25 protein-coding genes and 1 pseudogene are annotated in these 26,809 nt (G+C 55.0%); 21 read left to right on the top strand and 5 right to left on the bottom strand.

The genetic code is table 11. From position 1 onward, the window contains the following. Positions 1-14 precede the first annotated feature (14 nt). The 9 genes from GKA01_RS01885 to GKA01_RS01845 all read left to right on the top strand — a co-directional run bounded on the left by GKA01_RS01885 (position 15) and on the right by GKA01_RS01845 (position 9,692). On the top strand, positions 15-1,220 hold the full coding sequence (locus GKA01_RS01885) for an acyltransferase family protein (protein WP_146858691.1): 1,206 nt from the start codon (positions 15-17) through the stop codon (positions 1,218-1,220). A 170-nt stretch (positions 1,221-1,390) separates the two neighbouring features. Further along, complete coding sequence (locus tag GKA01_RS01880) at positions 1,391-2,797, top strand: hypothetical protein (RefSeq protein ID WP_146858689.1); 1,407 nt, start codon at positions 1,391-1,393, stop codon at positions 2,795-2,797. Positions 2,798-2,875: 78 nt separating this feature from the next. Beyond that, complete coding sequence (locus GKA01_RS01875) at positions 2,876-3,880, top strand: N-acetylglucosamine kinase (protein ID WP_194265821.1); 1,005 nt, start codon at positions 2,876-2,878, stop codon at positions 3,878-3,880. Then, positions 3,880-5,163 carry a glucose/galactose MFS transporter gene (gluP, locus tag GKA01_RS01870; protein ID WP_146859095.1) on the top strand — a complete coding sequence of 428 codons (1,284 nt, stop codon included), beginning with the start codon at positions 3,880-3,882 and terminating at the stop codon, positions 5,161-5,163. The genes GKA01_RS01875 and gluP overlap by 1 nt, the downstream gene beginning before the upstream one ends. Continuing rightward, positions 5,160-6,269: an N-acetylglucosamine-6-phosphate deacetylase gene (gene nagA / locus GKA01_RS01865; protein ID WP_146858687.1), complete on the top strand. Its 1,110-nt coding sequence runs from the start codon at positions 5,160-5,162 to the stop codon at positions 6,267-6,269. Before gluP ends, nagA begins: the two co-directional genes overlap by 4 nt. Beyond that, positions 6,266-7,009: a glucosamine-6-phosphate deaminase gene (gene nagB, locus GKA01_RS01860; RefSeq protein WP_146858685.1), complete on the top strand. Its 744-nt coding sequence runs from the start codon at positions 6,266-6,268 to the stop codon at positions 7,007-7,009. Before nagA ends, nagB begins: the two co-directional genes overlap by 4 nt. 357 nt (positions 7,010-7,366) lie before the next feature. Then, positions 7,367-8,110, top strand: coding sequence for a DeoR/GlpR family DNA-binding transcription regulator (locus tag GKA01_RS01855; RefSeq protein ID WP_146858683.1), 744 nt, complete (start codon positions 7,367-7,369; stop codon positions 8,108-8,110). A 14-nt stretch (positions 8,111-8,124) separates the two neighbouring features. Next, positions 8,125-9,195, top strand: a complete 1,071-nt coding sequence (locus GKA01_RS01850) for an oxidoreductase (RefSeq protein ID WP_146858681.1) — start codon at positions 8,125-8,127, stop codon at positions 9,193-9,195. After that, complete coding sequence (locus GKA01_RS01845) at positions 9,186-9,692, top strand: heme-degrading domain-containing protein (protein WP_146858679.1); 507 nt, start codon at positions 9,186-9,188, stop codon at positions 9,690-9,692. Before GKA01_RS01850 ends, GKA01_RS01845 begins: the two co-directional genes overlap by 10 nt. A gap of 348 nt (positions 9,693-10,040) precedes the next feature. Here GKA01_RS01845 and GKA01_RS01835 read toward each other — a convergent pair whose 3' ends face one another. After that, positions 10,041-10,313, bottom strand: coding sequence for a type II toxin-antitoxin system Phd/YefM family antitoxin (locus GKA01_RS01835; RefSeq protein ID WP_146858677.1), 273 nt, complete (start codon positions 10,311-10,313; stop codon positions 10,041-10,043). Between the two features lie 838 nt (positions 10,314-11,151). On the opposite strand from GKA01_RS01835, the gene GKA01_RS01830 reads away from it, so the two are divergent. The 4 genes from GKA01_RS01830 to GKA01_RS01815 all read left to right on the top strand — a co-directional run bounded on the left by GKA01_RS01830 (position 11,152) and on the right by GKA01_RS01815 (position 16,050). Beyond that, the gene (locus GKA01_RS01830; RefSeq protein WP_146858675.1) at positions 11,152-11,433 is read left to right on the top strand and encodes a lipid A deacylase LpxR family protein; all 282 of its coding nucleotides are present in this window, start codon (positions 11,152-11,154) and stop codon (positions 11,431-11,433) included. Positions 11,434-11,691: 258 nt separating this feature from the next. After that, positions 11,692-13,869 carry a TonB-dependent receptor gene (locus GKA01_RS01825; RefSeq protein WP_244289152.1) on the top strand — a complete coding sequence of 726 codons (2,178 nt, stop codon included), beginning with the start codon at positions 11,692-11,694 and terminating at the stop codon, positions 13,867-13,869. A 140-nt stretch (positions 13,870-14,009) separates the two neighbouring features. Beyond that, positions 14,010-14,666, top strand: coding sequence for a response regulator transcription factor (locus GKA01_RS01820; RefSeq protein WP_146858670.1), 657 nt, complete (start codon positions 14,010-14,012; stop codon positions 14,664-14,666). A 22-nt stretch (positions 14,667-14,688) separates the two neighbouring features. After that, on the top strand, positions 14,689-16,050 hold the full coding sequence (locus GKA01_RS01815; protein WP_146858668.1) for a sensor histidine kinase: 1,362 nt from the start codon (positions 14,689-14,691) through the stop codon (positions 16,048-16,050). Positions 16,051-16,483: 433 nt separating this feature from the next. On the opposite strand, the gene GKA01_RS01810 is transcribed toward GKA01_RS01815, so the two are convergent. Continuing rightward, positions 16,484-17,425, bottom strand: coding sequence for a LysR substrate-binding domain-containing protein (locus tag GKA01_RS01810; RefSeq protein ID WP_167506299.1), 942 nt, complete (start codon positions 17,423-17,425; stop codon positions 16,484-16,486). A gap of 25 nt (positions 17,426-17,450) precedes the next feature. Between GKA01_RS01810 and GKA01_RS01805 the strand changes: the two genes are divergently transcribed. Together GKA01_RS01805 and GKA01_RS01800 are read left to right on the top strand one after the other, a co-directional pair. Continuing rightward, positions 17,451-18,563 (top strand): zinc-binding dehydrogenase, encoded by a 1,113-nt coding sequence (locus GKA01_RS01805; RefSeq protein ID WP_167506298.1) that lies wholly within the window; start codon positions 17,451-17,453, stop codon positions 18,561-18,563. A gap of 12 nt (positions 18,564-18,575) precedes the next feature. Next, positions 18,576-19,010, top strand: coding sequence for a tautomerase family protein (locus tag GKA01_RS01800; protein ID WP_146858664.1), 435 nt, complete (start codon positions 18,576-18,578; stop codon positions 19,008-19,010). Positions 19,011-19,199: 189 nt separating this feature from the next. Here GKA01_RS01800 and GKA01_RS01795 read toward each other — a convergent pair whose 3' ends face one another. Continuing rightward, on the bottom strand, positions 19,200-19,562 hold the full coding sequence (locus GKA01_RS01795) for a winged helix-turn-helix transcriptional regulator (protein WP_146858662.1): 363 nt from the start codon (positions 19,560-19,562) through the stop codon (positions 19,200-19,202). A gap of 117 nt (positions 19,563-19,679) precedes the next feature. On the opposite strand from GKA01_RS01795, the gene namA reads away from it, so the two are divergent. Both namA and GKA01_RS01785 read left to right on the top strand, forming a co-directional pair. Next, positions 19,680-20,756: an NADPH dehydrogenase NamA gene (gene namA, locus GKA01_RS01790; protein WP_146858660.1), complete on the top strand. Its 1,077-nt coding sequence runs from the start codon at positions 19,680-19,682 to the stop codon at positions 20,754-20,756. A 78-nt stretch (positions 20,757-20,834) separates the two neighbouring features. Next, complete coding sequence (locus GKA01_RS01785) at positions 20,835-21,824, top strand: zinc-dependent alcohol dehydrogenase family protein (RefSeq protein WP_146858657.1); 990 nt, start codon at positions 20,835-20,837, stop codon at positions 21,822-21,824. Between the two features lie 243 nt (positions 21,825-22,067). On the opposite strand, the gene GKA01_RS01780 is transcribed toward GKA01_RS01785, so the two are convergent. Continuing rightward, positions 22,068-22,946: an AraC family transcriptional regulator gene (locus tag GKA01_RS01780; protein WP_146858655.1), complete on the bottom strand. Its 879-nt coding sequence runs from the start codon at positions 22,944-22,946 to the stop codon at positions 22,068-22,070. 148 nt (positions 22,947-23,094) lie between these two features. Between GKA01_RS01780 and GKA01_RS01775 the strand changes: the two genes are divergently transcribed. From GKA01_RS01775 to GKA01_RS01765, 4 genes are all read left to right on the top strand, one after another. Beyond that, complete coding sequence (locus tag GKA01_RS01775; RefSeq protein ID WP_146858653.1) at positions 23,095-23,835, top strand: SDR family oxidoreductase; 741 nt, start codon at positions 23,095-23,097, stop codon at positions 23,833-23,835. Positions 23,836-23,909: 74 nt separating this feature from the next. Continuing rightward, positions 23,910-24,644, top strand: a complete 735-nt coding sequence (locus tag GKA01_RS13960; RefSeq protein WP_280177776.1) for an alcohol dehydrogenase catalytic domain-containing protein — start codon at positions 23,910-23,912, stop codon at positions 24,642-24,644. Beyond that, on the top strand, positions 24,623-25,099 hold the full coding sequence (locus GKA01_RS13955; protein WP_280177775.1) for a zinc-binding dehydrogenase: 477 nt from the start codon (positions 24,623-24,625) through the stop codon (positions 25,097-25,099). Before GKA01_RS13960 ends, GKA01_RS13955 begins: the two co-directional genes overlap by 22 nt. 3 nt (positions 25,100-25,102) lie before the next feature. Continuing rightward, positions 25,103-25,960, top strand: a complete 858-nt coding sequence (locus tag GKA01_RS01765; protein WP_146858651.1) for an oxidoreductase — start codon at positions 25,103-25,105, stop codon at positions 25,958-25,960. A 444-nt stretch (positions 25,961-26,404) separates the two neighbouring features. On the opposite strand, the pseudogene GKA01_RS14055 reads toward GKA01_RS01765, so the two are convergent. Then, positions 26,405-26,496, bottom strand: a pseudogene (locus tag GKA01_RS14055) (IS5/IS1182 family transposase); the annotation flags it as partial. Positions 26,497-26,809 lie beyond the last annotated feature (313 nt).

Here is a 26,809-nt window from a genome sequence, read left to right as displayed (position 1 = left end):
GGGATCGTCCTTTCATGAGTTCTATCGGCAAGGTGCAAGAGGGTGTGGTCGCTGACGCCCAGCAGGGTCGTTCACTGGCGATTGATGTGGATCGCGGGCTGACCATCGCTTTCATGATCCTGGTTAATGACGGCATGGACGCTTCCCATACGTTCTCTCAACTCCAGCACAGTGTCTGGAATGGTATGACACTGACGGACATGGTCTTTCCGAATTTTCTGTTTCTGATGGGGAGTTCGGTAGTCTTTGCAATGCGGCGCCCCTTTCGCGAGAAAACTCCACGCGCGACTATTTTCTGTCGGGCTGCACGAAGGGCTCTGATCCTTTTCATGATCGGGCTTCTGATTAATGTGTTTCCGACATTCGGCTGGACAACAATGCGATATTTCGGCGTGCTTCAGCGTATTGCCATCTGTTATTTTGTTGCAGTTCTATTTTACGTCCATGCCAGATCCTTCGTCTCCATCGCTGTTACAAGTTTTGGGCTTTTGCTGCTGTACTGGGTTTTGTTGTGCATGATGCCCCTTCCTGGCCTGGGATTGCCAGGAACGGAGGTTCCGTTGCTCGATATTCATGACAATCTTGCAAATTGGCTGGATCAGGCCTGTGTGTCACTGACGCAGACCCTGTTTCATACCGGACGTCTCCACCATGGTTTTCGAGATCCTGAAGGGCTCCTGAGCACGATTCCGAGTGTTGCTACGACGCTATTCGGGCTACTGGCGGGACTTGTCATGCAGGAAAAAAATGACCGGGAGAAGGTTTGGCGCCTGCTCTGTCTTGGCGGCGTTACTTTCCTGGCCGGTGCTGGATGGTCTTTCCTGTTTCCCCTGAACAAGAACCTCTGGACCAGTTCCTATGCCCTGGTCTGTGCGGGAGCCTCTTTCCTGTTTCTCGCCGGATGTGTCGAACTGTTTGATATCCGCCGGATCCAAGGCCGTTTTCGTCTCGCGCAGGCTGTTTGTGGGGGTGCCGTCATTTTCGGCTCGAACGCAATTTTTGCTTACGTTTTTTCAGAACTCGGCCACGCTTTGATGACGACGCTGGTCGTCCATGAGGGGACTTTCCCTGTCACGCTCTGGCAGTGGAGTTACGACCATGGTTTTGGAATGTTCGGTGCTGGAAAAATTGCCTCGCTTGGGTGGGCTCTTACTTATGTGGGGCTGTGCTTTGTTTTGAATCTGCTGCTTTGGCGGCGACGCATTTTCCTGAAGATCTGAACAAATTTATGTCTGGAGATATAAGGTCCATGGTTTTGTCACGCCTCCCCCGGTTCCTGCCCGTTGCTCTGTGTCTGAGTGCAGGTATGATCTTATCGATGCCTGCATGGAGTGCACCTGAAGCACGTATTTCAGATCAAGCTCGGCAGAGCTGGATTTTTCAAGAGGCCATGGCATCCATGGATGGGCGTTACGATCCTGTTGTTGGTCTGTTGCGCGGGACAGTTCTCAGTTCATCTCATCCGGTGTCGCATCCGATACGCGAAAGCAGTTGGTATGCGTTTGGGCTCATGATGCGAAACGGCCCTTCAGACCAGCAGCGTGCAGAGCGTATTCTGGGCGTTATTCTCGACAATCAGTATCCGGCACAGGATGGAACAGACCATGAGTCTCCGTGGGCCGGCAGTTTCCGACGTTCACCCGATGAGCCGCTGCCGACGGAAAAAGCGGTTGCCTGGAAGGAATATGATCCGAACTGGCGGGAATTCATCGGCTGTGAGTTTGCATTGACGTTGCATGTCTTTGGATCACGCCTTCCCCCAGAACTGCGTCAACGTCTGCATGAGTCTATTCGTCAGGCCGTGCAGGGGGAATTGCATAACAGACGTCTTTTGCCATCCTATACAAATATAGCGATCATGTTCGGACAACTGCTTGACGAAGATGCCGTTTACAGGCGCGACAGTGCAATGGCTGGCATCAGGGAGAAGTGGGTTCATGATACGGTAGCTATCTTTCGTCAGAACCAGTCATTTATGGAATACAACTCGCCGACTTATTACGGCGTGGATCTGTTCGGGCTGGGGCTGTGGCGACGCTACGGATCCACAAACTTCATGAAATCGTCGGGAGACGATATTTCGAAGCGACTATGGTTGGATATCGCCACGTTTTACAGCGCGCCCATGAAAAACCTGGCCGGTCCTTATGACCGTGCTTATGGTATGGACATGGAAAGTTATGTGGCCTTGGTTGGAGACTGGATTGGAACAGTCGTGCCGCGTTCGAAGGCTCCATTACCGGCAACCATGACGGTTGAGACACCGCATCTGGCGGATCTGTGGTTCGCGCCGACATTCGTCTTTCTGAAAGCTACGCTTCCTGACAGCATCGGGAACGATTTTCTGACATTGACGCAGCCGCATGATCTGACGCGCAGGATCGACAGCAGTCGGAGTGTAAGTGCACGCGTCGACAGGAATTTTCTGGCAGGTGGAGAAACAGCGCATCTACAACGGGGGGTGGATGCAGGATCGCAGTACCACCCTCTGGCCGTTCAGTGGCGCACATCCTGTGGACAGGTGGGCACTCTGAGGATTTCTGACACCCCTGCGGCTGATGTCACGATCGAACAGGGACAGGCGCTGGTGTCATGGAAAGACCATGTGACATTCGCGCTGCATGATCCCTGCGCGGACACACTGAAAATCGACAGAAACTCCTGGGAAGCGGGTAATATGCGGATTCAGGTCCAGACCGATGCCGTGAGTTCAAGCCACGCCAGTGACCATAAGGACGTTGTGATCCGTTATGAGAGAGGTCATTTTTCCAGACTGGTTTTTACGGTCCTGCGATAGCACGATAAACCCCGCGTAAAGGGTGCTCTATACTGATTTCTCCAGCCGTTCCCTCCGCCCCCAAAGAAACGTCGAGACATGACTGCTTTACACCCGACCATAAAGATCAGCCCTCCGGCCTCCGTGATGACGGCCCCCTGCATCGCGGCGATAGATGGGGGCGGGACCAAGACGCTTCTGGTCGTTCTTGGCCGGGATGGTGCAGTAGGACCTGTGGTTCGTGCTGCGGGCTCCAATCCTTTCGACCAGAGTGATTGGCAGGGCGTTTTGCAGTCTCTACTTACACAGATTCCGGCGACCACGGCAGCGCTCTCGCTTGGGATCGCAGGCTACGGTGAAACACGTATTTTGGGCCGCAAACAGGAAGATGTGGTCAGGGGAGCATTCGAGCGCCCATTCAGCTTTACCAGTGATGTGGAAATGGCGTGTACCGGCGCGTTTGGTGGACATGCGGGTGTCCTTCTCCTGTCCGGCACCGGTTCGGTCGCATGGGCGACAGACGGAAGGGGCGGCCAGATCAAGGTTGGAGGCTGGGGCGGGCTGTTCGGAGATGAGGGGAGTGCCTTCTGGATCGGGCGGCAGGCGCTTTCGCTGCTGACGATGCTGCTGGATGGACGTAATCAGGAGGATCTGGCCTTTCTCGCACCCTTCGCGGACATCATGGGACTTCCGTCTGCACCGGAGGCCTGCGGTGCGGCGCTCCTGGCATGGTATGGAACGCTTGAGCACCCCCGTGCCCGTGTTGCAGCTCTTGCACGGCATGTTTCGGACTTGGCCGAACAGGGGCTTGAACCTGCTAAACGCCTGATGCGCGAAGCCGCAAATCATCTTGGTTCTCATATCGACGCTGCCCAGCGCCGCTTCTCGGGGACATCGTTGCCGTGGAGTTATGCGGGCGGGACCTTCCAGAGTTCGTTTCTGCGCGATGTTATCGCAGCCCGGCATGGCGCACCGGTTCAGCCACGCCTTCCCCCGGTGGGAGGAGGGCTCCTCAATGCCGCGCGCATGGCGGGCTGGAACCCGGATGACGCGTGGATTGACCGGACATCTCAGGCACTGTGTGCTGCTGGATTGACGTCGTGATGCCCCTCGCACGCAAGGACGGTCTGACGGGCCGTTATGGATTGGCGCCCCTTGGTGTTGCGGCGGCGGTTTTTTTTATAATGGGCTTCGTGACCTGGATGAACGGGCCGCTGATTTCGTTCGTTCGGGTGGCTTTTGGCCTGAGCGACATGAGCGCCTTCCTCGTCCCGATGGTGTTCTATGTCTCGTATTTCCTGTTCTCCCTGCCTGCATCGTTTTTCGCCCGTAAGCTGGGTCTGCGGAGAGGACTTTCCTGCTCCCTGCTTCTCTGTGCAGCGGGCGTGGCACTGTTCGGACAGTTTATTGCCCTGCGCTTCTACGCTGGTGCACTGAGCGGCCTGCTGGTGATGGGAGCGGGCCTTTCATTGATGCAGGTGGTTATCAATCCGCTCGTCAGCCTGCTCGGTCCGTCCGAAAGGGCCGCCCAGCGCATCGCCATCATGGGCGTGTGCAACAAATGCGCGGGAATCATGGCGCCGATCGTTCTGGCGACAGTGGTCATGGGCGATATCGGCGGTATTTCCCAACGTTTGCAGGAAGCCGCTGATCCTGCGGCGCGCAATGCGCTTCTGAGCGGGTTTGTTCAGGCCATCTACATTCCGTACATGACGATGGCCATCATCCTGCTTGCTGCGGCGATCGGTGTGGCAATGTTTCCCTTGCCGGATCTTCAGGCCGCTCCACTGCCGGGCTTCCCGACGGACCGCCGTCGTATTTTCAGGCCTCATCTGCTGTTCGGGATTGTCGCGATGTTCGTGTATGTGGGCATCGAGGTCATGGCCGGGGACGCTATCGGAACCTACGGGCAGGGCTTTGGTCTTCCTCTCTCCCAGACCAGATTTTTCACGTCCCTGACGCTCGCTGCAATGCTCGGCGGCTATCTTGCCGGCTTCCTGATCGTTCCCCGCTTCCTGACCCAGGAACGGTTCATGGAACTGTCCTGCCTCACCGGCGGGCTGCTCACCATCGTCGCGTTCCTGACTCACGGATATGCTTCCGTGCTCTGCGTAGCACTTCTGGGAGCGGCCAATGCCATGCTGATGCCCACCATTTTTCCGATCGCCATACGGGGGGCCGGGGCATGGACCCCTCTGGCCTCCGCCCTGATGGTCATGGCGTTTAGCGGTGGCGGCATCATCCCGCAGATCTATGTCGCATTGAAACCGTTCATCGGCTTTCAGGCCGCGTTCTCGCTTCTCGTCCTACCGTCCTATCTGGCCATTCTGCTTTATGCCCGACGTTATGGTCAGACAGGTCTGTTACTTCTGGATCAGGAACAATGAGAATGCATCTTGAGGGCAATATCGTGCTGCGCGACCGTGTCGTGTCGGGACGCGTCGGTTTTGACAGCCATATCCGTGAAATTATGCCTCTGCCGGCGGTGGTGGAGCGCTATATCCTGCCTGGCTTCATTGATGGGCACGTCCATGGCGGCGGCGGGGCGGATACGATGGACGGGGTGGCGGCCATCGAGACGCTCTCCCGCTTTCACCTCAGGCACGGCACGACGACGATCCTGCCGACTACGATTACCGCGCCCTGGTCGGATGTCATGAACGCGTTGCGGGCCGTGGCGGAGGTCTGTGACCGGGGCCTGCGGGACGGGCCACGGATTTACGGCGCGCATCTGGAAGGGCCGTTCGTTAGTCCGCACAAGCTAGGGGCCCAGCCGCCTTTCACTCTCGAACCGACCGCCGATCATGTGACGGAAGCCATCGGGACCGGCTGTGTCCGCGTCGTGACCATCGCGCCGGAGCTGGACCATGCACCTGCGGCCATGAAGGCTTTTGCGCAGGCGGGTGTTAGGGTCAGTCTCGGGCATACCACAACGGACCATGCCGGCGCGGAACGTGCCATCTGTCTGGTTTGTGCGGCCGGAGGAACGGTCGGTGCCACGCATCTGTTCAACGCCATGTCTCCTATTGAGGGGCGTCGGCCCGGTCCGGTCACGGCCCTGATGTGCAGTGACGTGGCGTATGGAGAAATGATTTTCGATACGCATCATGTTCACCCCGCCAGTTTCCGTCTGGCGGAGCGTGTGATGGGGCACCGTCTGCTGTTCGTGACGGACGCCATGCGCGGCACGGGGCAGCCCGATGGACCAAGCCAGCTCGGCGGGCAGGACGTGCTGATCCGCGATGGCGTGGTGCGTCTGCCGGACGGAACGCTCGCCGGAAGCGTCCTGACGCTGGATCAGGCGTTGCGCAACGCCATCGACGCCGGAATGTCGCTCCCGAAGGCGGCGCGTCTGGTCAGCACAAATGCTGCCACCTATCTCGGATTGCATGATCGAGGGATGATTGCGCCGGATCTTCTGGCAGATTTCACGGTTCTCGATGACAGGTTTCGTGTCATCGAAGTCTGGGTCAATGGGAAACGTAGAGTATGAAAATTATCGTCACGGATACGCCGTCTCAGGCGTTCGAGCAGGCCGCAGACATGATCGCGGCCGAGATCCGTGCTTCTTCGACCCCGGTTCTCGGTCTGGCAACAGGCCGTACGATGGAAAGCATCTACCGGATCCTGGTCCGGCAACATGAGGCCGGGACCCTGGATTTTTCCAGCACGACGTCGTTCAATCTGGACGAATATGCCGGTCTGCCGGCCACGGACCCGAATTCATATCACCGCTACATGCACGAGCGTCTTTTTGCGCATGTTAATATGCCTGCCAGAGGGATCCATGTTCCAGATGGTGTCGCGCCGGATCTGGATGCGGAATGTGCGGGTTATGAAAATGCCATTCGGACCGCGAACGGCATCGGCCTGCAACTTCTGGGGATTGGTGAGACCGGCCATATCGGTTTCAATGAACCACCCTCCGCGTTCGACAGCCGGACGCGCGTCGTCAAGCTCGATGCCATCACGCGACGTCAGAACAGCAGCATGTTCGATAATGATCCGGAGCAGGTCCCGTCGCATGCGCTGACGATGGGGGTGGGTACCATTCTTGAAGCCAGACGTCTTTTGCTGGTCGCGGTCGGAGCAGGCAAGGCGGATATCATCGACAAAGCCCTTAACGGCCCCGTCAGCGAGGCGATAAGCGCCACCGCCGTACGGCTCCATGACAACGCTACGATCATTCTGGATAAAGCCTCTTCTGCTGTCTGGGCAAAGAATAGGGCTTAAAGCAGGGGCGGATTTGTTTTGTAAGTGAGCTGCTGAGGCCGGTCTGATTGGTCAGTAGCCGCCAATCACCGAATCAAACTGTTCCAGATGCTGTTGATGACGGCCGGCGCGCAGATAATCCCGCCACGCCGCTCAAGCGCCTGAAAGAAAAGCCAGGCGGCGGAAATACACACAAAACCATGGATTTTTTAGAACCTTTCATCTGTTGGGACAGCATCTGACGACCCTGGAGCTCAACTGTCGACTCACCGAAGTTTATGTCCGCGTCGCCATCCTCAGTCCTAATCTATGTGGGGTACGAAATGCGGCATAATGCGTTATATTGCATCTATATGCGGTATTTGTTAGTGGCGGCATATGAGAAAACTTTCACGGCAACATCGTCTGCTCGCCATGCTAACAGACACGGATGAACTGCTCGTGTCAGAAGCAGCGGTACTCCTTGGCGTCTCGGATGACACTATCCGGCGAGACCTTTGCGAACTGGAAAAACAGGGCTCCCTTCACAAGACACATGGCGGTGCCGTGTCGATTAATCTTGGCGGAATGGCGCGCACGGCACGATCTATTCTGTTTTCCGAGCAGAAAAAGAGGATTGGCGCAGCTGCGGCTGCGGCTGTTCCGGCTGGGGCGACGCTGTTCCTTGATGCTGGGAGTACAACGCTTGCATTGGCCGAAGCTCTGACAGTATCGGCGACAGTCATCACCAATTCGCTCGACATCGCCAGCCAGATAGAGGAACGATCGGCACTTCGGTTAATCTTGGCGGGTGGGGAATGGGATTCCCGGCAACGGCTATTCTCCGGTGCAGCTGCTCGATCCGTTCTGAGTCTCTATCGTGCCGATATCGCCATCCTTGGAGCCTGCGCGGTCAGTGCTCGCGGAGCAGTGACCGCGGGTGAGGAACGCGATGCCGACATGAAACGGACAATGATCAATGCTGCCAGCGAAGCGTGGTTGCTCGCTGATCACCTGAAATTTGACCACGTTGAACCGCATCATGTCGCTGATTTGGCGCAATTCTGCCGTATCTATTCGGACCGTTCTCAGGTTGGCCTGGATGTAAAGCAGTCAAATGCGGAGTTCATCATAGCATCTTGAAGGTGTATCGGATCATGAGCCAATTTCCTCCCGTAATCCGCGTTGGCCTGATTGGCTACGGATTTGCGGGCAAGACATTCCACAAACCTCTGCTAATGGCAGAGCCGCGCATGCGGATTACTCGGGTTGCGTCGAGCGACAGCGAGAAGGTCCATGCTGATCTGCCTGATGTTGCAGTTGATGTCGATCCTGCAATCCTTATGGCGAACGAGGATGTCGATCTTGTCGTTATCGCAACACCGAACGAATTTCATGCCCCACTGGCACGACAGGGATTGCTGGCTGGCAAGAACGTTGTCGTGGATAAGCCATTTACGCTAACTCTGCCGCAGGCGCGCGAACTGATAACCTTGGCCACGCAGCAGGAGAAATTGCTATCCGTTTTCCATAACCGGCGCTGGGACAGTGATTTTCTGAGCGTGAAAAATGCGATTGCAGGCGGATTGATCGGTCGAGTGACGCACTATGAATCTCATATCGACCGCTTTCGGCCCGTTGTCCGTGAGCGCTGGCGTGAAGGCAACAAGCCTGGGGCCGGTCTGTGGTTCGATCTTGGCCCGCATCTGGTCGATCAGGCGTTATGCCTGTTTGGCCTGCCTCGCGCCGTGCATGCCGACTTGATGATGCAGCGTGAAGGCGCACTGTCTGACGACTGGGCCCATGTCGTGCTGGAGTATGACCGGCATCGCGTGATCCTGCATGCTAGTATGCTCGTTGCAGGCGGAGTGCCGCGTTTTGTCGTACATGGCGAGAGAGGTAGCATCATAAAGCGTAGACAGGATGAGCAGGAGGCCCAACTCCTTGCGGACATGTTACCTGGTGAAACCGGTTGGGGGCATGATCCTGACCCGCTTTATGCTTATGATGAAAATGGATCGGAACAGGAAATTCCGGCACTCACGGGCGATCAGCGGCGCTATTATGCTGGCATTGCGGACGCACTGACCGGTATTGGCCCGAACCCCGTCCCGCCGATCCAGGCGTTGGCCGTCATGGCCGTTATCGAAGCAGCAAACCGATCCGCCTTCGAGAAAAAATCTGTAGGGCTGGATCTCACCAAAGAGGAAATGATTGCATGGCTATAGCAGATGACCTGCGGATGATCGCAAAGCAGGAGCGTGAACTCGTTTTTGCGAAATTTGATGAAGCCGATGCATGGCAATTGGGCCAGTTCTTGAGGGAGTGGGGGCATACGAACCGGGCACCGATTACCATCGACGTCCGAACCTTTAACCGTCCCCTGTTTTTTTTCGCCCTACCCGGATCGACGCCGGACAACACCGACTGGATCCGTCGCAAATGCAACGTAGCCGAACGCTATCGAAGGAGCAGCTATGCAATCGGGCTTGAAATGACAGCCAAGGATGCGACTCTTGAAGAGCTTTATGGTCTGCCGCTCTTTGATTATGCTTCCTCTGGCGGATCCTTCCCGATCATGCTGGATAAAACTGGTATGATTGGCTCCGTAACCGTCTCGGGACTAGATCAGCGCGACGACCATATGCTGGTTGTCAGGGCGATCTGTGCTGTTCTCGAGCTGGATGTGGAGCATTACATTCTTGAGGACGACAAAGGCGCCTGAAACAGCGGTACATGGGGCATTCGTTTGGACCGTTTTTGGTATTAAATGAGCCAATACGGTTATCGTTATGCCTGACGTGCTCTTTTTAACTGGATACAAAAAGAGGAGCACGTCACAATCAATACCCTACTCAAATTACGAACAGCGTATTCGCGTGATGGGGGACTGATCCATTTGTCCGTCTTCCGAAAGGAATGTGGCGTGTTCAGCTTTCCCTGCTCCATTAGGAGATGGTCAAACGGATCATGATGATGCAGAGGCAAAGACATCAGGATCTGAAGGTGTTCAGGCTGTATTGGCAGCAGAGAGAACCCTTCCACAGCAATGCATGCGTATCGAGTAGAACCTTCACAGATCACGGTCCATGCTCTCAAGGACGGCGAGAGGGGGCTGGTTAAAATCGTCGCTCATTCTGATCTGCACGTGAAGAGCTCCAGGCTGACGACGCGGGCGATAGGAAGCAGCCGACGGACGCAGTTCAGCGACAACCTGGTCGTGAGAGGTTACGGAGATCGCCCTGCCTTGTCTGACTTGGCGCAGATACGTTGTCAGGTTTCCCCGGAACTCCCGCACACCGATTTTGTGTGGGGACGGTGCGTTATCTGAAAGATGCTGCCTCATGGGCTCCTCCTTGGGTGTTACCGTAACAGGGAGGAGGTAGGGAATTTCCGAGGCATATTCGATTTCAGAGATCCGTAGCTTCAGACAGTGCCAGAACGTCCTCGATGTCCACCCCGAGGTATCGAACTGTACAGGCCGCCGCGTCTTCTGTTGAACGACCATAGCACGGTGACGCGCCCGACCGCTGTTAATCGACTAAGGCGAGCCATTTCTGGAGAAATAGTGAACTTGATAAGTTTTAAAAGAAGACCGAGCAGAAAGGCGATTAAGGGCGAGGGCTGAATTCGGTTATTGGGAGAGGAGGATCGCAAGCACTCATAAAGCTGTCAGCCAATCTGCAATTGAGCCGCCTGCCGCCATTCGGCAGTTGTGTGGTAATGACGATTTTCTGGTGACCGCAATTCCCTGTGCGGCGGAAAGTGAGCCAAAGCTGACTTTGTGAGGTCAGCTTGAATGAGCCACGGTCCTGATGCCTGAGACGTCCAATGAGAGAGTCTTCCCGCTGATCCCCGATGGTTCTAGCGGTCGCCGGGGGAGGGGCTGAACTGTGACATTTTCGTTTCTTGGATGTGTTGCTCTGGATGTCCCGTTCGGTCGGGTCGATATGATCAAGCCGCGTAATTGTCGCGGTTTCGTTACTCTCCCCACCATCTTCAGGTTCACATCAGGTTGATGCGTTACAAGGTCAGCCTTACGTGAGAAAGGAGAGTCTCTGGTGGCAAATAATATCAAGGCGTCGAAGAGTGCCACGATACGAAGGTCTAGACTGCCGATCGTGTTCTTGGGTTTTCTAGTAAATGCCGGATATATTTTTCCAACGAGAGCTCAGACGACTTATTTGCAGCCAGCAGACCCACACAGCATCATCGTCCTTCAGGACGAAAACGGCTTCATTGCCACAGCGTTCCTGACGGATCGCTATTACGCTAATGGCCTGCGAATGGGTTATACGTCGTATGTCTCGATGATCAGTGTAGTCGGAGAGATGGCACTAGAAAAAGCCCTTATCTGGGATGGCGTGCGGTTCAGCTATACGCAGCTCTTCCAGATGCACGAAGTCCATGGCCAGCGCAGCAGTATGCACAAGTTCGGTTCGCGGGCCGATGGTTTATGGTTCTGAACGATGCTGGTTTCCATTAAAATCATGGCTGGTCTTCGCTCATATGTATGCCTTCTGTCCTGTACGAGTGCCTTCCTGAGCGTTCATGCCTATGCACAGAAACCAATTAAAAACCTGCCTATGCGGCATGCTTACCGCGCGTCCTCCGTCCCCACGAGGTCCGACAAGCCAGTCCAACCAGTCCTTACCGGCGCCGCGATGAAGCCGGCTGAGGAAAAAATCATCGTGACGCTCCGTCGTCACCGGTCAGCGGACGGCGTGACGGGGCTGCAACCGGGTGGCGGTCTCATTAAGCCTGAGACGGCACCAAAATCGGTTAGCACCGTCAGCCGAGACTTTATCCAGAAGCAATCACCGGCCCAAAATCCGTTGCAATTGGTACAGTTGCTGCCGGGCATCGTCGTGGGATCTGCCGATCCGTTTGGCGTAACGGGGAGTACCATCTCGCTGCGCGGCCTTGATCAATCCGAAATGGCGATAACATGGGAGGGTGCCCCTGCCACTGATGTCGGGATCTATACGATCGATACGTCGGAATTCGCCAGCAACGAAGATCTGGAAGATATGAGCGTTCAACAAGGCTCTTCCAATCTTGACACGCCGACCATCAACGGTTCGGGAGGTCTGCTTTCCTTTCATGACCGTGATCCCTCGCACAAAAACGGGGGGCTTGTGACGCTCGGCTACGGTTCGTTCAACTATCACCGTGAATTTGTCCGCTTCGACACAGGCGAGATCGGCCATAGCGGTGTGCGCGCTTATATTTCATACGCCAATCAGCAAGATGATGCCTGGCGCGGCCCCGGTCACGACCGAATCTGGAACATGGACTGGAAAGCGGTGAAGGAATGGGGCGACGACAATCGCGTCACCTTCGTCGGAGCCTATCGTGACTCCATTGAAAACACGTGGCCCTCGACGACGATGGCAGACTGGAAGACCTATGGCCGCAATTTCACATGGGACCGCAAATATGTTTTTGGGCCGGAGGGTCAGAATTACTGGCGGCTCAATCGGAACCCTTACGACAACCTGTTGCTCAGCGCGCCCTCCCATATCACGCTGACAAATCACTGGAAGCTCGATGTCACGCCCTATTTCTGGCATGGCTACGGCAATAGTTCGACGGGTGCCTTTATCAACAATACCAACGGTAATTTCCTTGGTACGGAATCCATCACGCAATCGCTTCATTTGCCCTATGCCCAGCCGGCCGGAGATGGCACGACTAACGCCATGACGTTAATGGCCTTTCAGAACGACCAATATCGGGGCGGTTTCACGGCGAAAACCGATTACAGGATCAGCAGGCACCATGACGTCTATTTGGGATGGTGGTTTGATTATTCGAACGACCATGACTCGGTCATCTTGTCGCCCGTTACCTTAAACGGAAATCCCATTAGTATTTTCGGCGAAACCGACAATATTAAACTCTCCAATGGACAGTTACTTGCCAACCAGAACATCTCGACGATCACGACCGTCAATGCGCTCTTCGCGGGGGACCGTGCAACCTACTTTGACGGCAAGTTGATGGTAGATGCCGGACTCAAGGTAGCGATGGTCAATCGCAATGGCACTAATGAACTGCCGGGCCCGCAATATAAGGTTGTCCTGAACAATTTCCAGCCCCTGCCGGCGCTTTCGGCGCGCTACCAGTTCAGCAAGGAACACCAGATCTTCGCCAGTGTCGCGACGAATTTCCGTTCGCCAGCGACCCCAACCCTATACAATGCCTATTACGGGCACGGGATTTCAGTCCAAGGCATCACGAACATCAAGGACGAGTATTCGATTTCGGAAGAGATCGGCTATCGCTATAACGGGCCGCTACTCGTCGCCAGCGCGACCTATTTCCACTATAATTTTACCAATCGGCAGATCCAGAGCGTCATTTCCGGCACGAACGGCGCGGAGACGGTTGACATCAATGCTGGAGGCCAGACGTCTGACGGCGTCAGTATTGAAGCAGGGACGCGGCCGTTCTGGCATTTTCGTCCTTATGTTTCCGGCCAATATTTGCATGCCACGATCGACAATAATATTGCCGGCCTGCCGACCAGCGGTAAGACGGCCGTGCGCTCGCCGCGTTGGACAGGAGCGTTGGGCATCGACTGGGACAATGGCATGTTTTTCTGGAACTACAGCATCCGTTACGTGTCACGGCAATATTCCACCTTCATGAACGACGAGTACATCCCAGGATATTACGATATGAACGCATCTGTTGGCGCGCGGATGCCGGGATACGGGCCGATGAAGAGCCCGACGATCCAGCTTAATTTCATTAATCTTACCAACAATAACTACCTGTCTGGTGTTCAGAGTGTGACAACAAACGCCGTGACGGCACACGGAGTGCAGGGCACGGCGCCGGACTATTTAATCGCGCCGGGTCTGGCTATCGTCGCGACATTGAAGGCCGGGTTTTGATCCACATAGCTCGCGGATCATGCGATCTTATGCTCTCCGGCGCGTCAGATGCTATGTGGAACAATGTCGTTTTGGCGACTACAGTAATGGGGCGGGGCCGCGATCCTTGGGCTGTTTTTCGCACCGGGATAGGATATCCGATGCAGATTCTGCTTGTGGAAGACCATGACCTGCTTGGAATGGCAATTAAGGTCGCATTGGAAGAGGATGGCTATAATGTCTGTTGGTGTCAGGACGGCGAGGCGGCAGTCGCCGCCTTAACACAGTCACGGTTTGACGTTGCGCTCCTTGATCTTGGGTTGCCAGTTCTGTCTGGCGAAGAGATCCTTCGCCAGATCCGTCGGCAATCCACCTACACCCCCGTCATCATTCTTACAGCGCGGGAGCATCCCCGACATCGTGTCGCGGGTCTCGATGCCGGAGCAGACGATTTCCTTGTCAAGCCTGTCGATCTTGCCGAACTGGCGGCACGCATACGCGCGCAAATTCGTAGGCAGGAGGGGCGCCTGTCCGACATCGTGTCCATCCGGGGCGTGGACATTGATCTAGGAGGGCGTGTCGTGCACCGGGACGATCAGCCGGTGTATCTGACTGCCAAGGAATTTAAATTGCTAGCGCTACTTTCGCGCCGTGCGGGTCGCTTTGTTTCGAAGGCAGACCTAGCTAATGAACTATATGATGATGGTGAGGAATATGACAGCAACACAATCGAAGTCGCGATATCAGCCATTCGACGCAAGCTTGGATCTGATTTCGTAATCACGGCGCGCGGACTGGGTTATACCGTCCCGAAATAGAGACATAAAGAGTATCCTGTCGATGCGTCTGCGCTCCCTGACGGCTGCCGTTTATATCCGTATGCTGCTGCTGTTGATCGCATTCGGCTCGGCGGCTGGTGGCATCGCGTACGTCATGGCGCGTTCCGATATCGACAGAGCCTCGGACAGCAGCTTAAGGGTCAGTGCGAACATGCTTTACGCCCTGATGCAGGAAGAGCTTTCGGAAAGTGCCGATACGCATTTTCCGAAAGACCTACTGAGCGCAGAAGACAGGCTGGCTTTCCGTACCGGCGAGCAAAAGCGCATGTTCGCTGTCTTTCGGAATGGAACCGACATTGTTCATTCTGAGAATGCGCCACCCGATGCCATCATCCCGCGTAATCCAGGTCTTCATACTTTTGGTCAAGACCGATGGCGCTCATATGGGATGGACGTTCCGCATTATGGCCTGTTGATTATTGTTGGCGAGCGTCGGGCCGACATCAACCGGAGTCTCATAAGCCTGATTCACGAAATCGTATTTCCGGTCAATCTTCTTGTTCTTGTTAGTGCGTTTTTGCTGTGGAACATGCTTCGCAGTGGTCTTGCGGATATGCGGCGTTTAAACAGGCAATTGGGTTGCCGCTCCTTTCAGGATCTCGACCCGCTTGACCCATCCCATTGGTCTCGAGAGCTCGGCGGCCTGATCGGTACATTGAACACGCTTTTCGCGCGCGTTCGAAGTGGCATCGAACATGAACAGGCCTTTACCGATGCTGCCGCGCATCAGCTGCGCACGCCCTTGGCCGCCATTCGCATGTATACTGAGTTGCTGGTGCGAACCACGGATCTCTCAAGCGTGCAAACGATCCCATTGCTTAAATCTATTGATCAGGCTCGGTCGCTGACAGACAGCATGCTGCTGTTGGCCCGTCTGGACGCGGGAAGCGCCAGCCGGACACAATTTGATGTTGCGGAGCTTATTGGTGGGATTTTAGCGCGACAGGCACTCCTTGCTGCGCAAAGCGGCATCGCATTCTCGTTTGACAGCGACGAACCGACGATCCTCACATCCGATTCCGCGTTGCTGGAAACAGCGTTGTCGGCGTTGATCGAAAACGCCATGATTCACGCGGCTTCCGGTAAAATTGTTGAGGTCCGGCTCTATGCGATAGGGCAAGATAGCTCGCAATTTCTCCGTATCGACATCTCCGACCGGGGACCAGGTATTCCTGAAGCAAGCAGGGCTGACGTTTTCCGCCGATTCTACCAGCTTGGCAACACGCCGGGTATAGGGAGCGGACTTGGTCTAGCCATCGTTGCCCGGGCTATCGACAGAATCGACGGCACAATCGAATTATCAGGTCGCACCGACGGGCCGGGTCTTAAAGTATCTATCCGGATACCTCGTGATTGTTTCTGAGAAAAATGCGCGAGTTGCGCTCGCACGACGCCATTTCCCGAATCACTATGCCCATCATGCAAGTCGGGGTGGGGGACGCTAATGTATGTGTACGGTTCGGTCAGCGAATCGTTAAAGTGCCGTTTATATTAAAATAGCCCTAATCATGAGGACCATGGGCATCCGAAACTCAAGGTGGAGAGGCTTTGAAAGTGCCTCCACCGCCGCCACGATCTATTGTCAGTGCTGGATGAAGCAGCCCATTTCGAAAGCTTATCGCAAATCTCCATAAGTAGGCATTCCGACCTGTCAGCCCGCTATGTCTGTTTTGATGGCAATGTCGGCTTTCGGGAAACCGTTACGCTCGCTTGGATGTCGGCTATGAGGGTGTAAGCGCACCTGTTGCCCACATCCATGTGTCGGATCTGTGCCGTCTGTCCGCAAAGTGGACACTTCAGGTCGGGACAAGCGCGCTCTCAAATTGTGAGACGATCAAGCCGATGAACCAATCTGCGAGCGGGTCTCGCTCAAGCGCAACCTGCCACGCAAGGCCGATATTGATTTCCGGGGATGAGAAAGGCAGTGGGCTGGCCATAAGGCCGAATGTTTTTGCAAGTACAAGAGCGCTCCGAGATGGTATATTGCAGAGTAATGCACTGCGCTGCAGAATGGGCGGTATATTAGAGAATTTGCTTGTTACGGCTACAATATTTCTGGAAACACCTAATTCCTCCAGCATGCGATCCATCGGACTACTTGTCTCGCCACGTGGCGAGACAAGTATCTGCGGAGTTTTCGTATAGGTGCCAAGCTCCAGAGGTCCCGCTGTGTCGAGTTGACTGGGGTCAAATAACGCCACGAAGTGATCACGGTACAGTATTCTGTGCGGTGCGCGTGTCGGATGTTCGTTCAAGATTGCAGAGACAACAATATCGGCATCGCCTGACGCGATGATCGCATCGATTGCCTGATAATTCGCGTCGCGAACAATCAGAGTAATGCCTGGCGCCTGTGAGCGCAAAGCCTCCAGAAGGCCGGGCAAAATAACTGCTTCGAGGTCGTCTGCAATTGCGATCCTGACGGTCCGCTCCGTGGTGTGTGGGTTGAACGTAGCCGGAGCGGCAAGCGAAATCCTCATCTGCGTGAGGAACGGGTCAACTAAAGCAATAAGCTGAAGCGCACGTGCTGTCGGAATCATTCCCTGCTTGGTGCGCACGAAGAGTGGATCGTCGATGACATTCCGCAATCGCTGTAATGCCATGGAAACGGCAGGGCCACCCACTCCAATTCGGCGTGCGGTCGCCGTGACTGAGCGTTCCCTGGCCATAATGCTGAGTACCAACAGCAAGTTAAGGCCAAGGCCTTCCAATTCATTATTATTGAATGTCGTTGTCATAACATTCAGCATTGTGCACTTTTTGATGAATGCGCAACTTCGTATGTGTCCTCTTCTGGAGAAAATCATGCGCAGCTTACGTGTAGAGAATTTCCGCAAACCTCTTGTCATCCATAACGTTCCGATCCCAGAGATTGGCGAAGATGATGCGCTCGTCAGAGTAACAGCCTCTGGCATCTGCCGTACTGACTGGCATCTGTGGAATGGCGATTGGAGCTGGGTTGGTCTTAAGCTGCCCATGCCCACGACACTTGGCCACGAGATAGGCGGCGTTGTTGAGCGCGTCGGTAGCCGGGTGATCGGTAACCAGCCTGGCACACGGGTCACTGTGCCCTTCAATTTTGCTTGTGGGCATTGTCTTTGCTGCGTCAGCGGAACACAGAATTTGTGTGATAACGCTTCGTGGCCGTTTTTACTTGAGGGTTCGGGTGGTTGGGCGGAGTACGTCAGGGTTCCGAACGCAACACTGAACTGTGTGGCGTTGCTGGATGGCGTCACCGAACTCGACGCTGCGGCTCTGGGGTGTCGCTACATGACCGCCTATCGGGCTGTGCATTCCCGCGCGGCTGTTCGTGGTGGTGAGACTGTTGCCGTGGTCGGGCTCGGCGGCGTCGGTCTTGCCGCGGTAGAGATTGCCAACGCACTCGGGGCCCAGGTCATTGGCTTGGACCGCAAGCAATCCCAGCTTGCAGCAGCAAAAAAACTCGGAGCTGTCGCTACGATCAATATTGATGGATTGACCCCAGAACAGATTGGTGAGCGGGTCAAGGCAATCAGCGGTGGTCGTGGGGTGCATGTCTCAATCGACGCGGTTGGTGTCAGCAAAGCGACACTGACCGCGCTTTACTCCCTTCGCAAAGGAGGACGTCTTGCGACAGTCGGGCTCAGCAGCGAAGAGGATAAAGGCCAGTTAACCATGCCGATCGATTTGATGGTGTTCAACGAATGGTCGATGGCCGGCAGCCTGGGAAACCCGCAATCAGAATACCCTGGTCTGCTGAATATGATTGCTGCAGGGCGCTTGAAACCAAGCCAGCATATCACCGAGGAGGTAGCGCTTGAGGATGTACAATCGGTTCTCGATCGCATGCCAACCTTTGAAACCAACGGCTATGTCGTTGTTACGAAATTCAATTAAGGTAGAACATACATGCCCCTGATTTACATCAATGCTCCTGTCGGTACTTTTGAGACGGCGAAGCGGGATGAGCTTGCTGACACGCTCACCACAATCGCGCTTGATGCCGAGCGTCTGCCCAACACACCCTTCGTGCGCAGCACCACCTGGATTTACTTTCGCGATTATGACGACGGAACCGTCTATCATGGTGGCAAGCCAGGAGGTCGCAAGGTTATCAGTATCGAGGTCAATGCTTTTCAGGGGGGCCTCGATGCCGTGGCCAAGAAAAAACTAATCTCTGGTTTCACGGGCGCGATCGCGAGGACACTTGGCTTGAATCAAGCCGATCTGGTTCCAGTCTACATTGTCCTACGTGACGTTCCGACCACTGATTGGGGCGTATTCGGCGAGACAATCACGCTGGACGATCTTCGCAATCCGGCGGCTGATGCTGTTCCTGTATGAAAGAACGACGCGCCGTTTCTTGGGTGGGCGGCGCGTCTGGAGAGTACGCCTATGATGCATAACTCAAAGATTGACAGGCGGTCGTACACGCTACGTCAGATACTCGACTGTCTTTCTCAGCTAGCTGCCTCGCAGTAATCACCATGTTCAAGTCATAAGCCTAACGCTCTACATTCCTGATCTCAAAATCTAAGGTTTTGTGACGGGTTCAACCGGATGATTATCTACCCAGAGATCCCCCCATTCACTCAGGGCATGCAGGATATTATGGAGACTGTGTCCCTCTTCGGTCAGTGAGTACTCAACCTTCGGCGGAACGACAGCATAGACCTTGCGGTTCACCAGTCCATCTTCTTCCAGTTCACGAAGCTGTTTGACGATGAGGCGCGGGGAGGCGCCCTGAGCCAGTCGGGACAATTCATTGAACCTCATGGTGCCGTCAAGAAGATGGAAAAGGAAAACACCTTTCCACTTACCCCCAATCACGTTCAGGGCGGCTTCAAGGGAACAGCCGGGGATATCATCCCAGCGTTTTTTCTTCTTCGTAAGCATAAAAACGCCCTCCTTAGTATACTTTTGTATAGTATATGTACAATTAAGCCGTATTTTTATAATGGGTTGTAGTGCCTTATTCTCACAGGAGGAAGACGAGAAGAAAAGGCATTTTCGATGAAACTCCTTGAGCCTTTCACCATTCGAGGTGCGACATTCAGAAACCGTGTTGCGATGTCTCCCATGTGCATGCATTCGGCGGATACGGGCGGCTTCGTAAGCGACTTTCATTTGATCCATTACGGGGCCCGCGCTCTAGGCGGCGCCGCGCTGATATTTCCTGAAACGCTTGGTATTCTGGAAAATGGCCTGATTGGTCCGGGAGACCTTGGCATTTGGTCCGACGAACATGTCTCGGGCCTGAGCCGTCTTGTGGATATCATTCACAAGATGGGAGCAAAGGCAGGCGCACAGATCGGACATGCTGGTCGCATGTTGGGAATAGAGCACCTTCCTCCGGTGGCTCCGTCTGCGGTTCCGTTTGCTGAGGGACACAAAACCCCTGACGCCCTGAGCGAAGAAGGAATTCTTGATATCATCGCCGCGTTCAAAGCCGCGGCGATCCGAGCCCGCGAGGCAGGCTTTGACGTGCTGGAAATCCATACGGCTCATGGTTACCTGTTGAATGAATTTCTCTCGCCCCTGGCGAATATGCGGACAGATAAGTGGGGCGGAAACCATGAAAATCGCTATCGCATCCTGCGTCATATTCTTGAGGCTGTACGGCCAGAATGGGAAGGCCCGCTCTTCGTCAGGATTTCGACCACTGATTATGTAGAGGGTGGGAATACGCCGGAAGATTTCATGATCTATGGCCAATGGATGAAAGAACAAGGTGTTGATCTGATCGACTGCTCGTCTGGTGGCATCGCCAGGGTCAAGGTGAACAGCTATCCGGGATATCAGGTTCCGGCCTCAACGCTTCTTAAGGAAAAACTTGGCATCATGACCGGGGCGGTCGGCATGATCGAAACTGCCGATCTTGCCGAGGACATCGTATCCAACGAGAGAGCCGATATTGTCTTGATTGGCCGGGCCATGTTGCGTGATCCCTTCTGGGTTCGCAGTGCAGCAGACCAGCTCAGAACGACGATTAGCGTGCCGCCGCAGTATACGCGTTACGGTGCATGGTGGCTCAACAACCAGCCGCGCCCGGAGCCGGTGCCGATGGATGAGACCGCCAATCTTTACTGACTTCTCATGACTTGAAACAGCGACCGGGTTCCTCTCGGCCGTCATGCAACGCAATATTTGTAATCAGGAGAAAGACCCATGGCCAGGACAGTCATTTTCAACAAGACCGGTGGGCCTGAGGTTCTCGAGGTCGTGGACAAGGACGTTCCGGCACCTAAGGCCGGAGAAGTTCAGATCCGCGTAAAGGCAATGGGTCTGAACCGCGCGGAAGTGATGTTCCGTACGGGAAACTACGTCACGGAGCCTCGGTTTCCCGCCATCATTGGCTACGAGGCGTCAGGCCTCATCGAGGCTCTCGGGCCAGATGTCAGCGGTTTTGCCGTCGGAGATGCTGTCAGTGTCATTCCCTGTTTCATGCTGGGCGAATACGGGCTTCATGGCGAACTTGTGAATGCACCGGCTTTCGGCGTCGTTAAGAACCCGCCGAATGTTAGCTGGGAAGAGGCGGCTGCGACCTGGATGATGTTTACCACAGCCTATGGCGCGCTGGTCGATATCGGACAACTCGCCAAGGGCGATACGGTGTTGATCCGGGCGGCGTCCAGCAGTGTCGGACTTGCCGCCATTCAGATCGTGAACATGCTGGGGGGAACGCCGATCGCTTTGACACGCCACTCCAATAAGAGCGAAGAGCTTCTTCAGCATGGCGCAAAGCACGTTATTGCAACGGAAGAGCAGGATCTCGTTAAAGAAGTCGGCAAGATTACCAACGGCAAGGGCGCAAGGCTGGCTTTCGATCCGGTGGGTGGTCCATATGTCGCAACGATACTTGAAGCATTGTCTGATCTGGGGGTTTTCTTTCAATATGGAGCCTTGGACACAACCCCACTTGCTGTTCCTGTCATGTCGCTTCTTGGCAAAGATCTGACAGTTCGGGGATACCAGCTTTTCGAAATCACCAGAGATCAGGAACGCCTGGAGCGCGCTAAGGCGTTTATCAGCAAGGGGCTGGCGGATGATCTGCTCAAGCCCGTTATCGCCAAGGTGTTCAAACTTGAGGATATCAGTGAGGCGCACCGTTTCATGGAAAGTAATGCCCAGATCGGCAAAATCGTCGTTGTTCCCTGATCCTCGGAACGCCCCTTCACTGGGCTTTGAGAGACAAACATTCTCAGAAAATGTCAGCTGGCTTTGGTTGAGCCAACATTCTGCCGGTCTGCTTAATAAATTTGAAGCAGACCAACGGCATATGCTTCAAGGCGGACATTGCAGTGGGAAGAGTGGAGGGTGAAAGCCGATATTTTCGGGAAGATCGCGTTTGGGACATAGCGGTCTCACAGGTTACAGCCCCTGTGGCAGTAAAAACAGATACTAGAGGGCCTCCGTAATATGGCGGGCCGTTGCAGGTGCGACGGCGAAATGCCGATGATATTCTCGGCTGAACTGGGAGACGCTTTCATAGCCGACGCGACGCGCAGCGTCGCCGACCCTGGCGCGATCATAAAGGATCATATCGCGGGCGGCATGGAGGCGGAGGCGTTTCACGTATTGTAGCGGCGACTGTCCGGTGCGGCGGCGGAAGGCGCGGTGGAATGCCGACAGGCTCATAGCCGCCGCCTCTGCCCAAGCTTTCACGCTGACCGGTTGGGCGATGTCAGCCCGGATTGCTTCGATCAGTGCATCCAGGCGGCCATCGTCGCCGGTCTGATGGGCATAGGTTACGAGCGAGGGGCCGCACGTACCACAGAGCGCGTGGAACAGCAGTTCCCGACGGAGTGCTGGCCCAATCACACGTGCGGAAAGCGGATCGTCGATGACGACTACCATTCTTTCAATCGACCTTCTCATCCAGTTCGTGATGCGGGCCGGTGCCAACGCGCTGGCCCCTGAACGCGGCGCGATCGGTTGCCGATCATCCATGTCCCGTATCAGGCTGGATAAATCCTCACGGGAAGCCGCTATGAACAGTCCACACAGCGGCGCATCTGTGCTTGCCTCGTGCGAGCAGAAAAGGGGCATTGGTAGCGTTACAACGAGATAATTATCCTGATCATAAACGAAGTTACGTTCGGAAACCGAACCATTCTTTCGCCCACACAACAGGATCGTGATCCCTGCGTCGTAGACCAGCGGTTCCGGCGGTGTCGGGCTGGTGGTCCAGAAGACATGAACGCCTTCTATTCCGGTCGGATCAATCCCGTTAGGCCCCGTGGCGAGCCTCTTTGCAACAAAAGCGGATATCTCGTTCATTCATCTCTCAAATTTGTGCGGATTGCCATAAATAGGCAAGAGAAAGACACTTATTTGCATATAATCGAAAAAATAATGTCACTATTATACTCTCATTGCAATTGGGGCTGACTGGCTGCTGCCAGTTAACTATTACTCTGGAGCAAACATGAGCAACATCAAGAATAAGGTCGTGGTTATCACCGGTGCGAGCAGCGGTCTCGGCGAAGCCGCTGCTCGCACCCTGTCTGCTGCCGGAGCCACAGTTGTCGTCGGCGCACGCCGCACCGATCGCATTGAAGCACTGGTCTCAGAACTCAATGCTGCCGGCGGTAATGCGCTTGCTGTCGCAGTTGATGTGACCCGCGCAGAGCAGGTGCAAGCCTTGGTCGACCAGACAGTAAAAGCCTTCGGCCGGGTCGACGTGCTCATCAATAATGCGGGCCTCATGCCTTCCTCTCCGCTGGAAATGCTGAAGATCGACGATTGGGATCGCATGATCGACGTCAATCTTAAGGGCGTGCTCTATGGCATAGCCGCAGCTCTCCCCGTAATGAAGGAGCAAAAGAGCGGCCACATCATCAACGTATCGTCGGTTTCGGGTCATAAAGTGTCCCCTGGTACTGCCGTCTACGCTGCGACAAAACACGGAGTGCGGGTAATTTCGGAAGGGCTCCGTCAAGAGGTGAAACCCTACAACATTCGCACGACAATTATTTCACCAGGCGCAATCGCAACCGAATTGCCCGACAGCGTCAGCGTTCCCGAGATCGCGGCGGGTATCAAAGAATTCTACAAAGACGCGATTCCGGCGGATAGTTTTGCCCGTGTCGTCGCCTTTGCGATTGAACAGCCGACTGAGGTTGACATTAACGAGATCCTCTTCCGCCCGACGTCGCAGGAATATTGATCTGGCATCGCCCCTTCCAGAGGAACGGGTGAAGTCTGCTCACTTCAAATTGGATATTAAAAGGAGCTCTCATCATGTGCAGTCGATGCGACGATCCGAACCATATCGTGGCGTCTTTTGATCGTCGCAATCTGCTCATCGGCAGCGCGGGCCTCGCGGCGACTGGGCTGATAGCTGGTGCGGCCGCCGCCAAAACAACGGTAATGACCTCCGATCTCGGACCAACTACGGCCTCTGCCTGGGCGGCGACTGACAAATCCAGTTTTGTTCCAATGAAAATCCAACGCCGCGCTCTCGGTCCGAACGATGTGCAGATGGAGATTCTATACAGTGGCATCTGTCATTCCGATATCCATATGGTACGCGAGGAATGGATGCCTGCGCACTATCCGATGGTGCCGGGCCACGAGATTATCGGCCGCGTAACGGCAGTAGGGCCGAAGGTCACCAAGTTTCGTATCGGCGATATCGGCGGTGTCGGCTGTATGGTCGATAGTTGCGGGTACTGCGTCGAATGCCTCGCAGACCGCGAGCATGCCTGCCTGAATGGCATGACGCTCACTTATGCGTCGCCTGACAAGATATCTGGTGGAATCACCCAGGGCGGCTATTCGACCGGGGTCGTCGTCACGGAGAAATTTGTCATCCGGATCCCGCCGGGTGTGAACCTGGCCGGCATGGCGCCGTTGCTATGCGCCGGCATCACCACCTTTTCGCCGCTCCAGCACTGGAAGGCTTCCCGGGGGATGAGGATCGGCGTTATCGGTCTGGGGGGGGGCTGGGGCACATGGCGGTCAAGCTTGCTGTAGCGAAGGGGGCCGAAGTTACCGTCTTCACCACGTCGGCCGGTAAGCAGGCTGACGCGTTGCGGATGGGGGCCAGAGAGGCAGTCTTGTGGAGCGATCAGACAAAGATACACAGCTCTGGCCCGGGTTTTGATTTGATCATCGCCGCTGTACCGCAGGCCTTTCCAATCCAACCGTTCATGAACCTGCTCAAGACAGACGCGACTTTGGTCAATGTCGGCGCACTGGAAGCGATCGATGGCTACAATGCGATGATGAACAATACAGCCCGACGCAATCTATCGGGATCAATGATCGGTGGCATCGCACAGACACAGGAAGTTGTCGATTTCTGTGCAGCACGAGGAATCACTGCCGATGTAGAGCTGATCCGTCCAGATCAAATTGCGACTGCTTTTGATCGCGTCGTGGGCAAGGATGTGAAATTCCGTTTCGTCATTGATATGACAAAGTCTTAAAAAATGTCCGAGCAGAAGGTCTGGTTTATCACCGGCGCGTCGTCAGGGTTGGGGCGCGAACTCGCAAAGGCAGCGTTGGCGTCAGGCGATATTGTCGTCGCCTGCGCCCGGAGGATCGAACGGCTCCAAGACATCGTTACCGATACCGACGGTAAAGGCCTCGCGATCGTACTCGATGTGACCGACACCGTCTCTCGAGTGCAAGCTCTGCAGGCCGCCCTCGATCGATTTGGGCGGATCGACGTACTGGCCAATGTCGCCGGACGTGGCATTAATGGTGCAGCGGAAGAGCTGGATATCGCGCAGGTACGTGATGCCTTCGAGGTTAACTGCTTCGGCGCGATTGAGCTGACCCGCCTCGTCCTGCCGCATATGCGTGCCGCCCGCTCGGGACATATTCTCAATGTCTCCAGTATAGTCGGCCTCGTCGCGGTACCTGATCTTGGCGTTTATTGTGCTACCAAGTTCGCGCTCGAAGCCTGGACCGAAGCGCTTGCCGGAGAGGTCAGGGATCTTGGTATCCGCGTGACGCTCGTTGAGCCGGGCGGATTTCGTACTGAGTTCGAGGGAGATACTATCGTCCGTCCCGCCATTCGTATCCCTGACTATGCGCCGATTGTCGGACCGATCGAAAAACAACTTTCCGGCAATGCCGGCAGGCAGCTTGGTAACCCCGAGATCGCAGCGTCTATCATGGTCGAGGCCGTCAAGGATAACGGAGCGCCGCTACGTCTAGTGCTCGGCAGCGATGCTCATGCAATGTGGGCAGCGGCTTCCACCCGTACCAGCGCAGATATTTTGCGTTGGAAAGATCGATGTCTGTCCACCGACTATGCGGATATTGAGCAGACGATCCTTTGATTCTGTAGGTTACCAGTACAATCAGATAACGGGTTGAGATTTCTCCAGCATATTTTGCGTTATCCAACCATCGTATCAGTTATAATACTGTCATAGGCAGCGCTAAAATATCGGAAAATACGTCGCCAGAGACCCCGCCGGCATGGAAGTCTCCAGCAAGATGATCCTCACAAATCCGGCCTTTCTCGCCCACTTGAAGGCAGAGTGCCCCGCTTGAACGAGAGGGGGGGGGCGGAATACGCTCTTCGGCTGAAACGAGAAGGGCTACGCCGACTATCTTTTTCTTCAATTCCGAACGGACGTCTCTCGATGTCTGTAATCGGGCATTGAGAGATCCAAAGCAGACACTCGGGGCCTCTATCATAGTGCGCTGCGACCCGTCTCCAGTCCTTGAGCCTTCCGAAATGGTTTGAGGCTCCGCCTTTTCGGTAGACAGGGCCATCCATCATCCGGGCGAAGATCCCCATGTCGCCCTTGGGAAAGAACGGTCGCAGGCGCTCAATCTGATCGTCCGTCAGCCAAAACAGATCGCTCATCTCTAGTCTCCTTGCGGGAGACTGAATCGGATTTCGGTAATGAAACCAATGGGTCCTGAGCCTAATATGTGCTTGTAATGATATGCCTATCATTCATATTATTTTTTCATAAGATTATGCTGTTTTTATGATCTAATCTACATTCTCGTCCTTTGTTATGTTGCAAAGTCAAACTGATAATTCTCAAGCCTTCAGAGCGATTTCGGACATAATGCTTCATCGAAGATACGCGCCTCTAGCGCCTCATAACCCTTGCGCCTTCAAAAGAGACTATTTTCGTGCGGTAAGCGGGTTTATTACTCTTTGCATGGTG

The sequence above is a fragment of the Gluconobacter kanchanaburiensis NBRC 103587 genome (assembly GCF_007988905.1).
Taxonomy (GTDB): Bacteria; Pseudomonadota; Alphaproteobacteria; order Acetobacterales; family Acetobacteraceae; genus Gluconobacter; species Gluconobacter kanchanaburiensis.
This window is presented reverse-complemented; position numbering and strand designations above follow the sequence as displayed.

What these genes read in the sequence shown, in the direction of transcription:
- GKA01_RS01885 (WP_146858691.1), top strand. Translation starts at nt 15, where the DNA reads ATGAGTTCTATCGGCAAGGTGCAAGAGGGTGTGGTCGCTGACGCCCAG.
- GKA01_RS01880 (WP_146858689.1), top strand. Translation starts at nt 1,391, where the DNA reads ATGGCATCCATGGATGGGCGTTACGATCCTGTTGTTGGTCTGTTGCGC.
- GKA01_RS01875 (WP_194265821.1), top strand. Translation starts at nt 2,876, where the DNA reads ATGACTGCTTTACACCCGACCATAAAGATCAGCCCTCCGGCCTCCGTG.
- gluP (WP_146859095.1), top strand. Translation starts at nt 3,880, where the DNA reads ATGCCCCTCGCACGCAAGGACGGTCTGACGGGCCGTTATGGATTGGCG.
- nagA (WP_146858687.1), top strand. Translation starts at nt 5,160, where the DNA reads ATGAGAATGCATCTTGAGGGCAATATCGTGCTGCGCGACCGTGTCGTG.
- nagB (WP_146858685.1), top strand. Translation starts at nt 6,266, where the DNA reads ATGAAAATTATCGTCACGGATACGCCGTCTCAGGCGTTCGAGCAGGCC.
- GKA01_RS01855 (WP_146858683.1), top strand. Translation starts at nt 7,367, where the DNA reads ATGAGAAAACTTTCACGGCAACATCGTCTGCTCGCCATGCTAACAGAC.
- GKA01_RS01850 (WP_146858681.1), top strand. Translation starts at nt 8,125, where the DNA reads ATGAGCCAATTTCCTCCCGTAATCCGCGTTGGCCTGATTGGCTACGGA.
- GKA01_RS01845 (WP_146858679.1), top strand. Translation starts at nt 9,186, where the DNA reads ATGGCTATAGCAGATGACCTGCGGATGATCGCAAAGCAGGAGCGTGAA.
- GKA01_RS01835 (WP_146858677.1), bottom strand. Translation starts at nt 10,313, where the DNA reads ATGAGGCAGCATCTTTCAGATAACGCACCGTCCCCACACAAAATCGGT.
- GKA01_RS01820 (WP_146858670.1), top strand. Translation starts at nt 14,010, where the DNA reads ATGCAGATTCTGCTTGTGGAAGACCATGACCTGCTTGGAATGGCAATT.
- GKA01_RS01815 (WP_146858668.1), top strand. Translation starts at nt 14,689, where the DNA reads ATGCGTCTGCGCTCCCTGACGGCTGCCGTTTATATCCGTATGCTGCTG.
- GKA01_RS01810 (WP_167506299.1), bottom strand. Translation starts at nt 17,425, where the DNA reads ATGACAACGACATTCAATAATAATGAATTGGAAGGCCTTGGCCTTAAC.
- GKA01_RS01805 (WP_167506298.1), top strand. Translation starts at nt 17,451, where the DNA reads ATGAATGCGCAACTTCGTATGTGTCCTCTTCTGGAGAAAATCATGCGC.
- GKA01_RS01800 (WP_146858664.1), top strand. Translation starts at nt 18,576, where the DNA reads ATGCCCCTGATTTACATCAATGCTCCTGTCGGTACTTTTGAGACGGCG.
- GKA01_RS01795 (WP_146858662.1), bottom strand. Translation starts at nt 19,562, where the DNA reads ATGCTTACGAAGAAGAAAAAACGCTGGGATGATATCCCCGGCTGTTCC.
- namA (WP_146858660.1), top strand. Translation starts at nt 19,680, where the DNA reads ATGAAACTCCTTGAGCCTTTCACCATTCGAGGTGCGACATTCAGAAAC.
- GKA01_RS01785 (WP_146858657.1), top strand. Translation starts at nt 20,835, where the DNA reads ATGGCCAGGACAGTCATTTTCAACAAGACCGGTGGGCCTGAGGTTCTC.
- GKA01_RS01780 (WP_146858655.1), bottom strand. Translation starts at nt 22,946, where the DNA reads ATGAACGAGATATCCGCTTTTGTTGCAAAGAGGCTCGCCACGGGGCCT.
- GKA01_RS01775 (WP_146858653.1), top strand. Translation starts at nt 23,095, where the DNA reads ATGAGCAACATCAAGAATAAGGTCGTGGTTATCACCGGTGCGAGCAGC.
- GKA01_RS13960 (WP_280177776.1), top strand. Translation starts at nt 23,910, where the DNA reads ATGTGCAGTCGATGCGACGATCCGAACCATATCGTGGCGTCTTTTGAT.
- GKA01_RS13955 (WP_280177775.1), top strand. Translation starts at nt 24,623, where the DNA reads ATGGCGGTCAAGCTTGCTGTAGCGAAGGGGGCCGAAGTTACCGTCTTC.
- GKA01_RS01765 (WP_146858651.1), top strand. Translation starts at nt 25,103, where the DNA reads ATGTCCGAGCAGAAGGTCTGGTTTATCACCGGCGCGTCGTCAGGGTTG.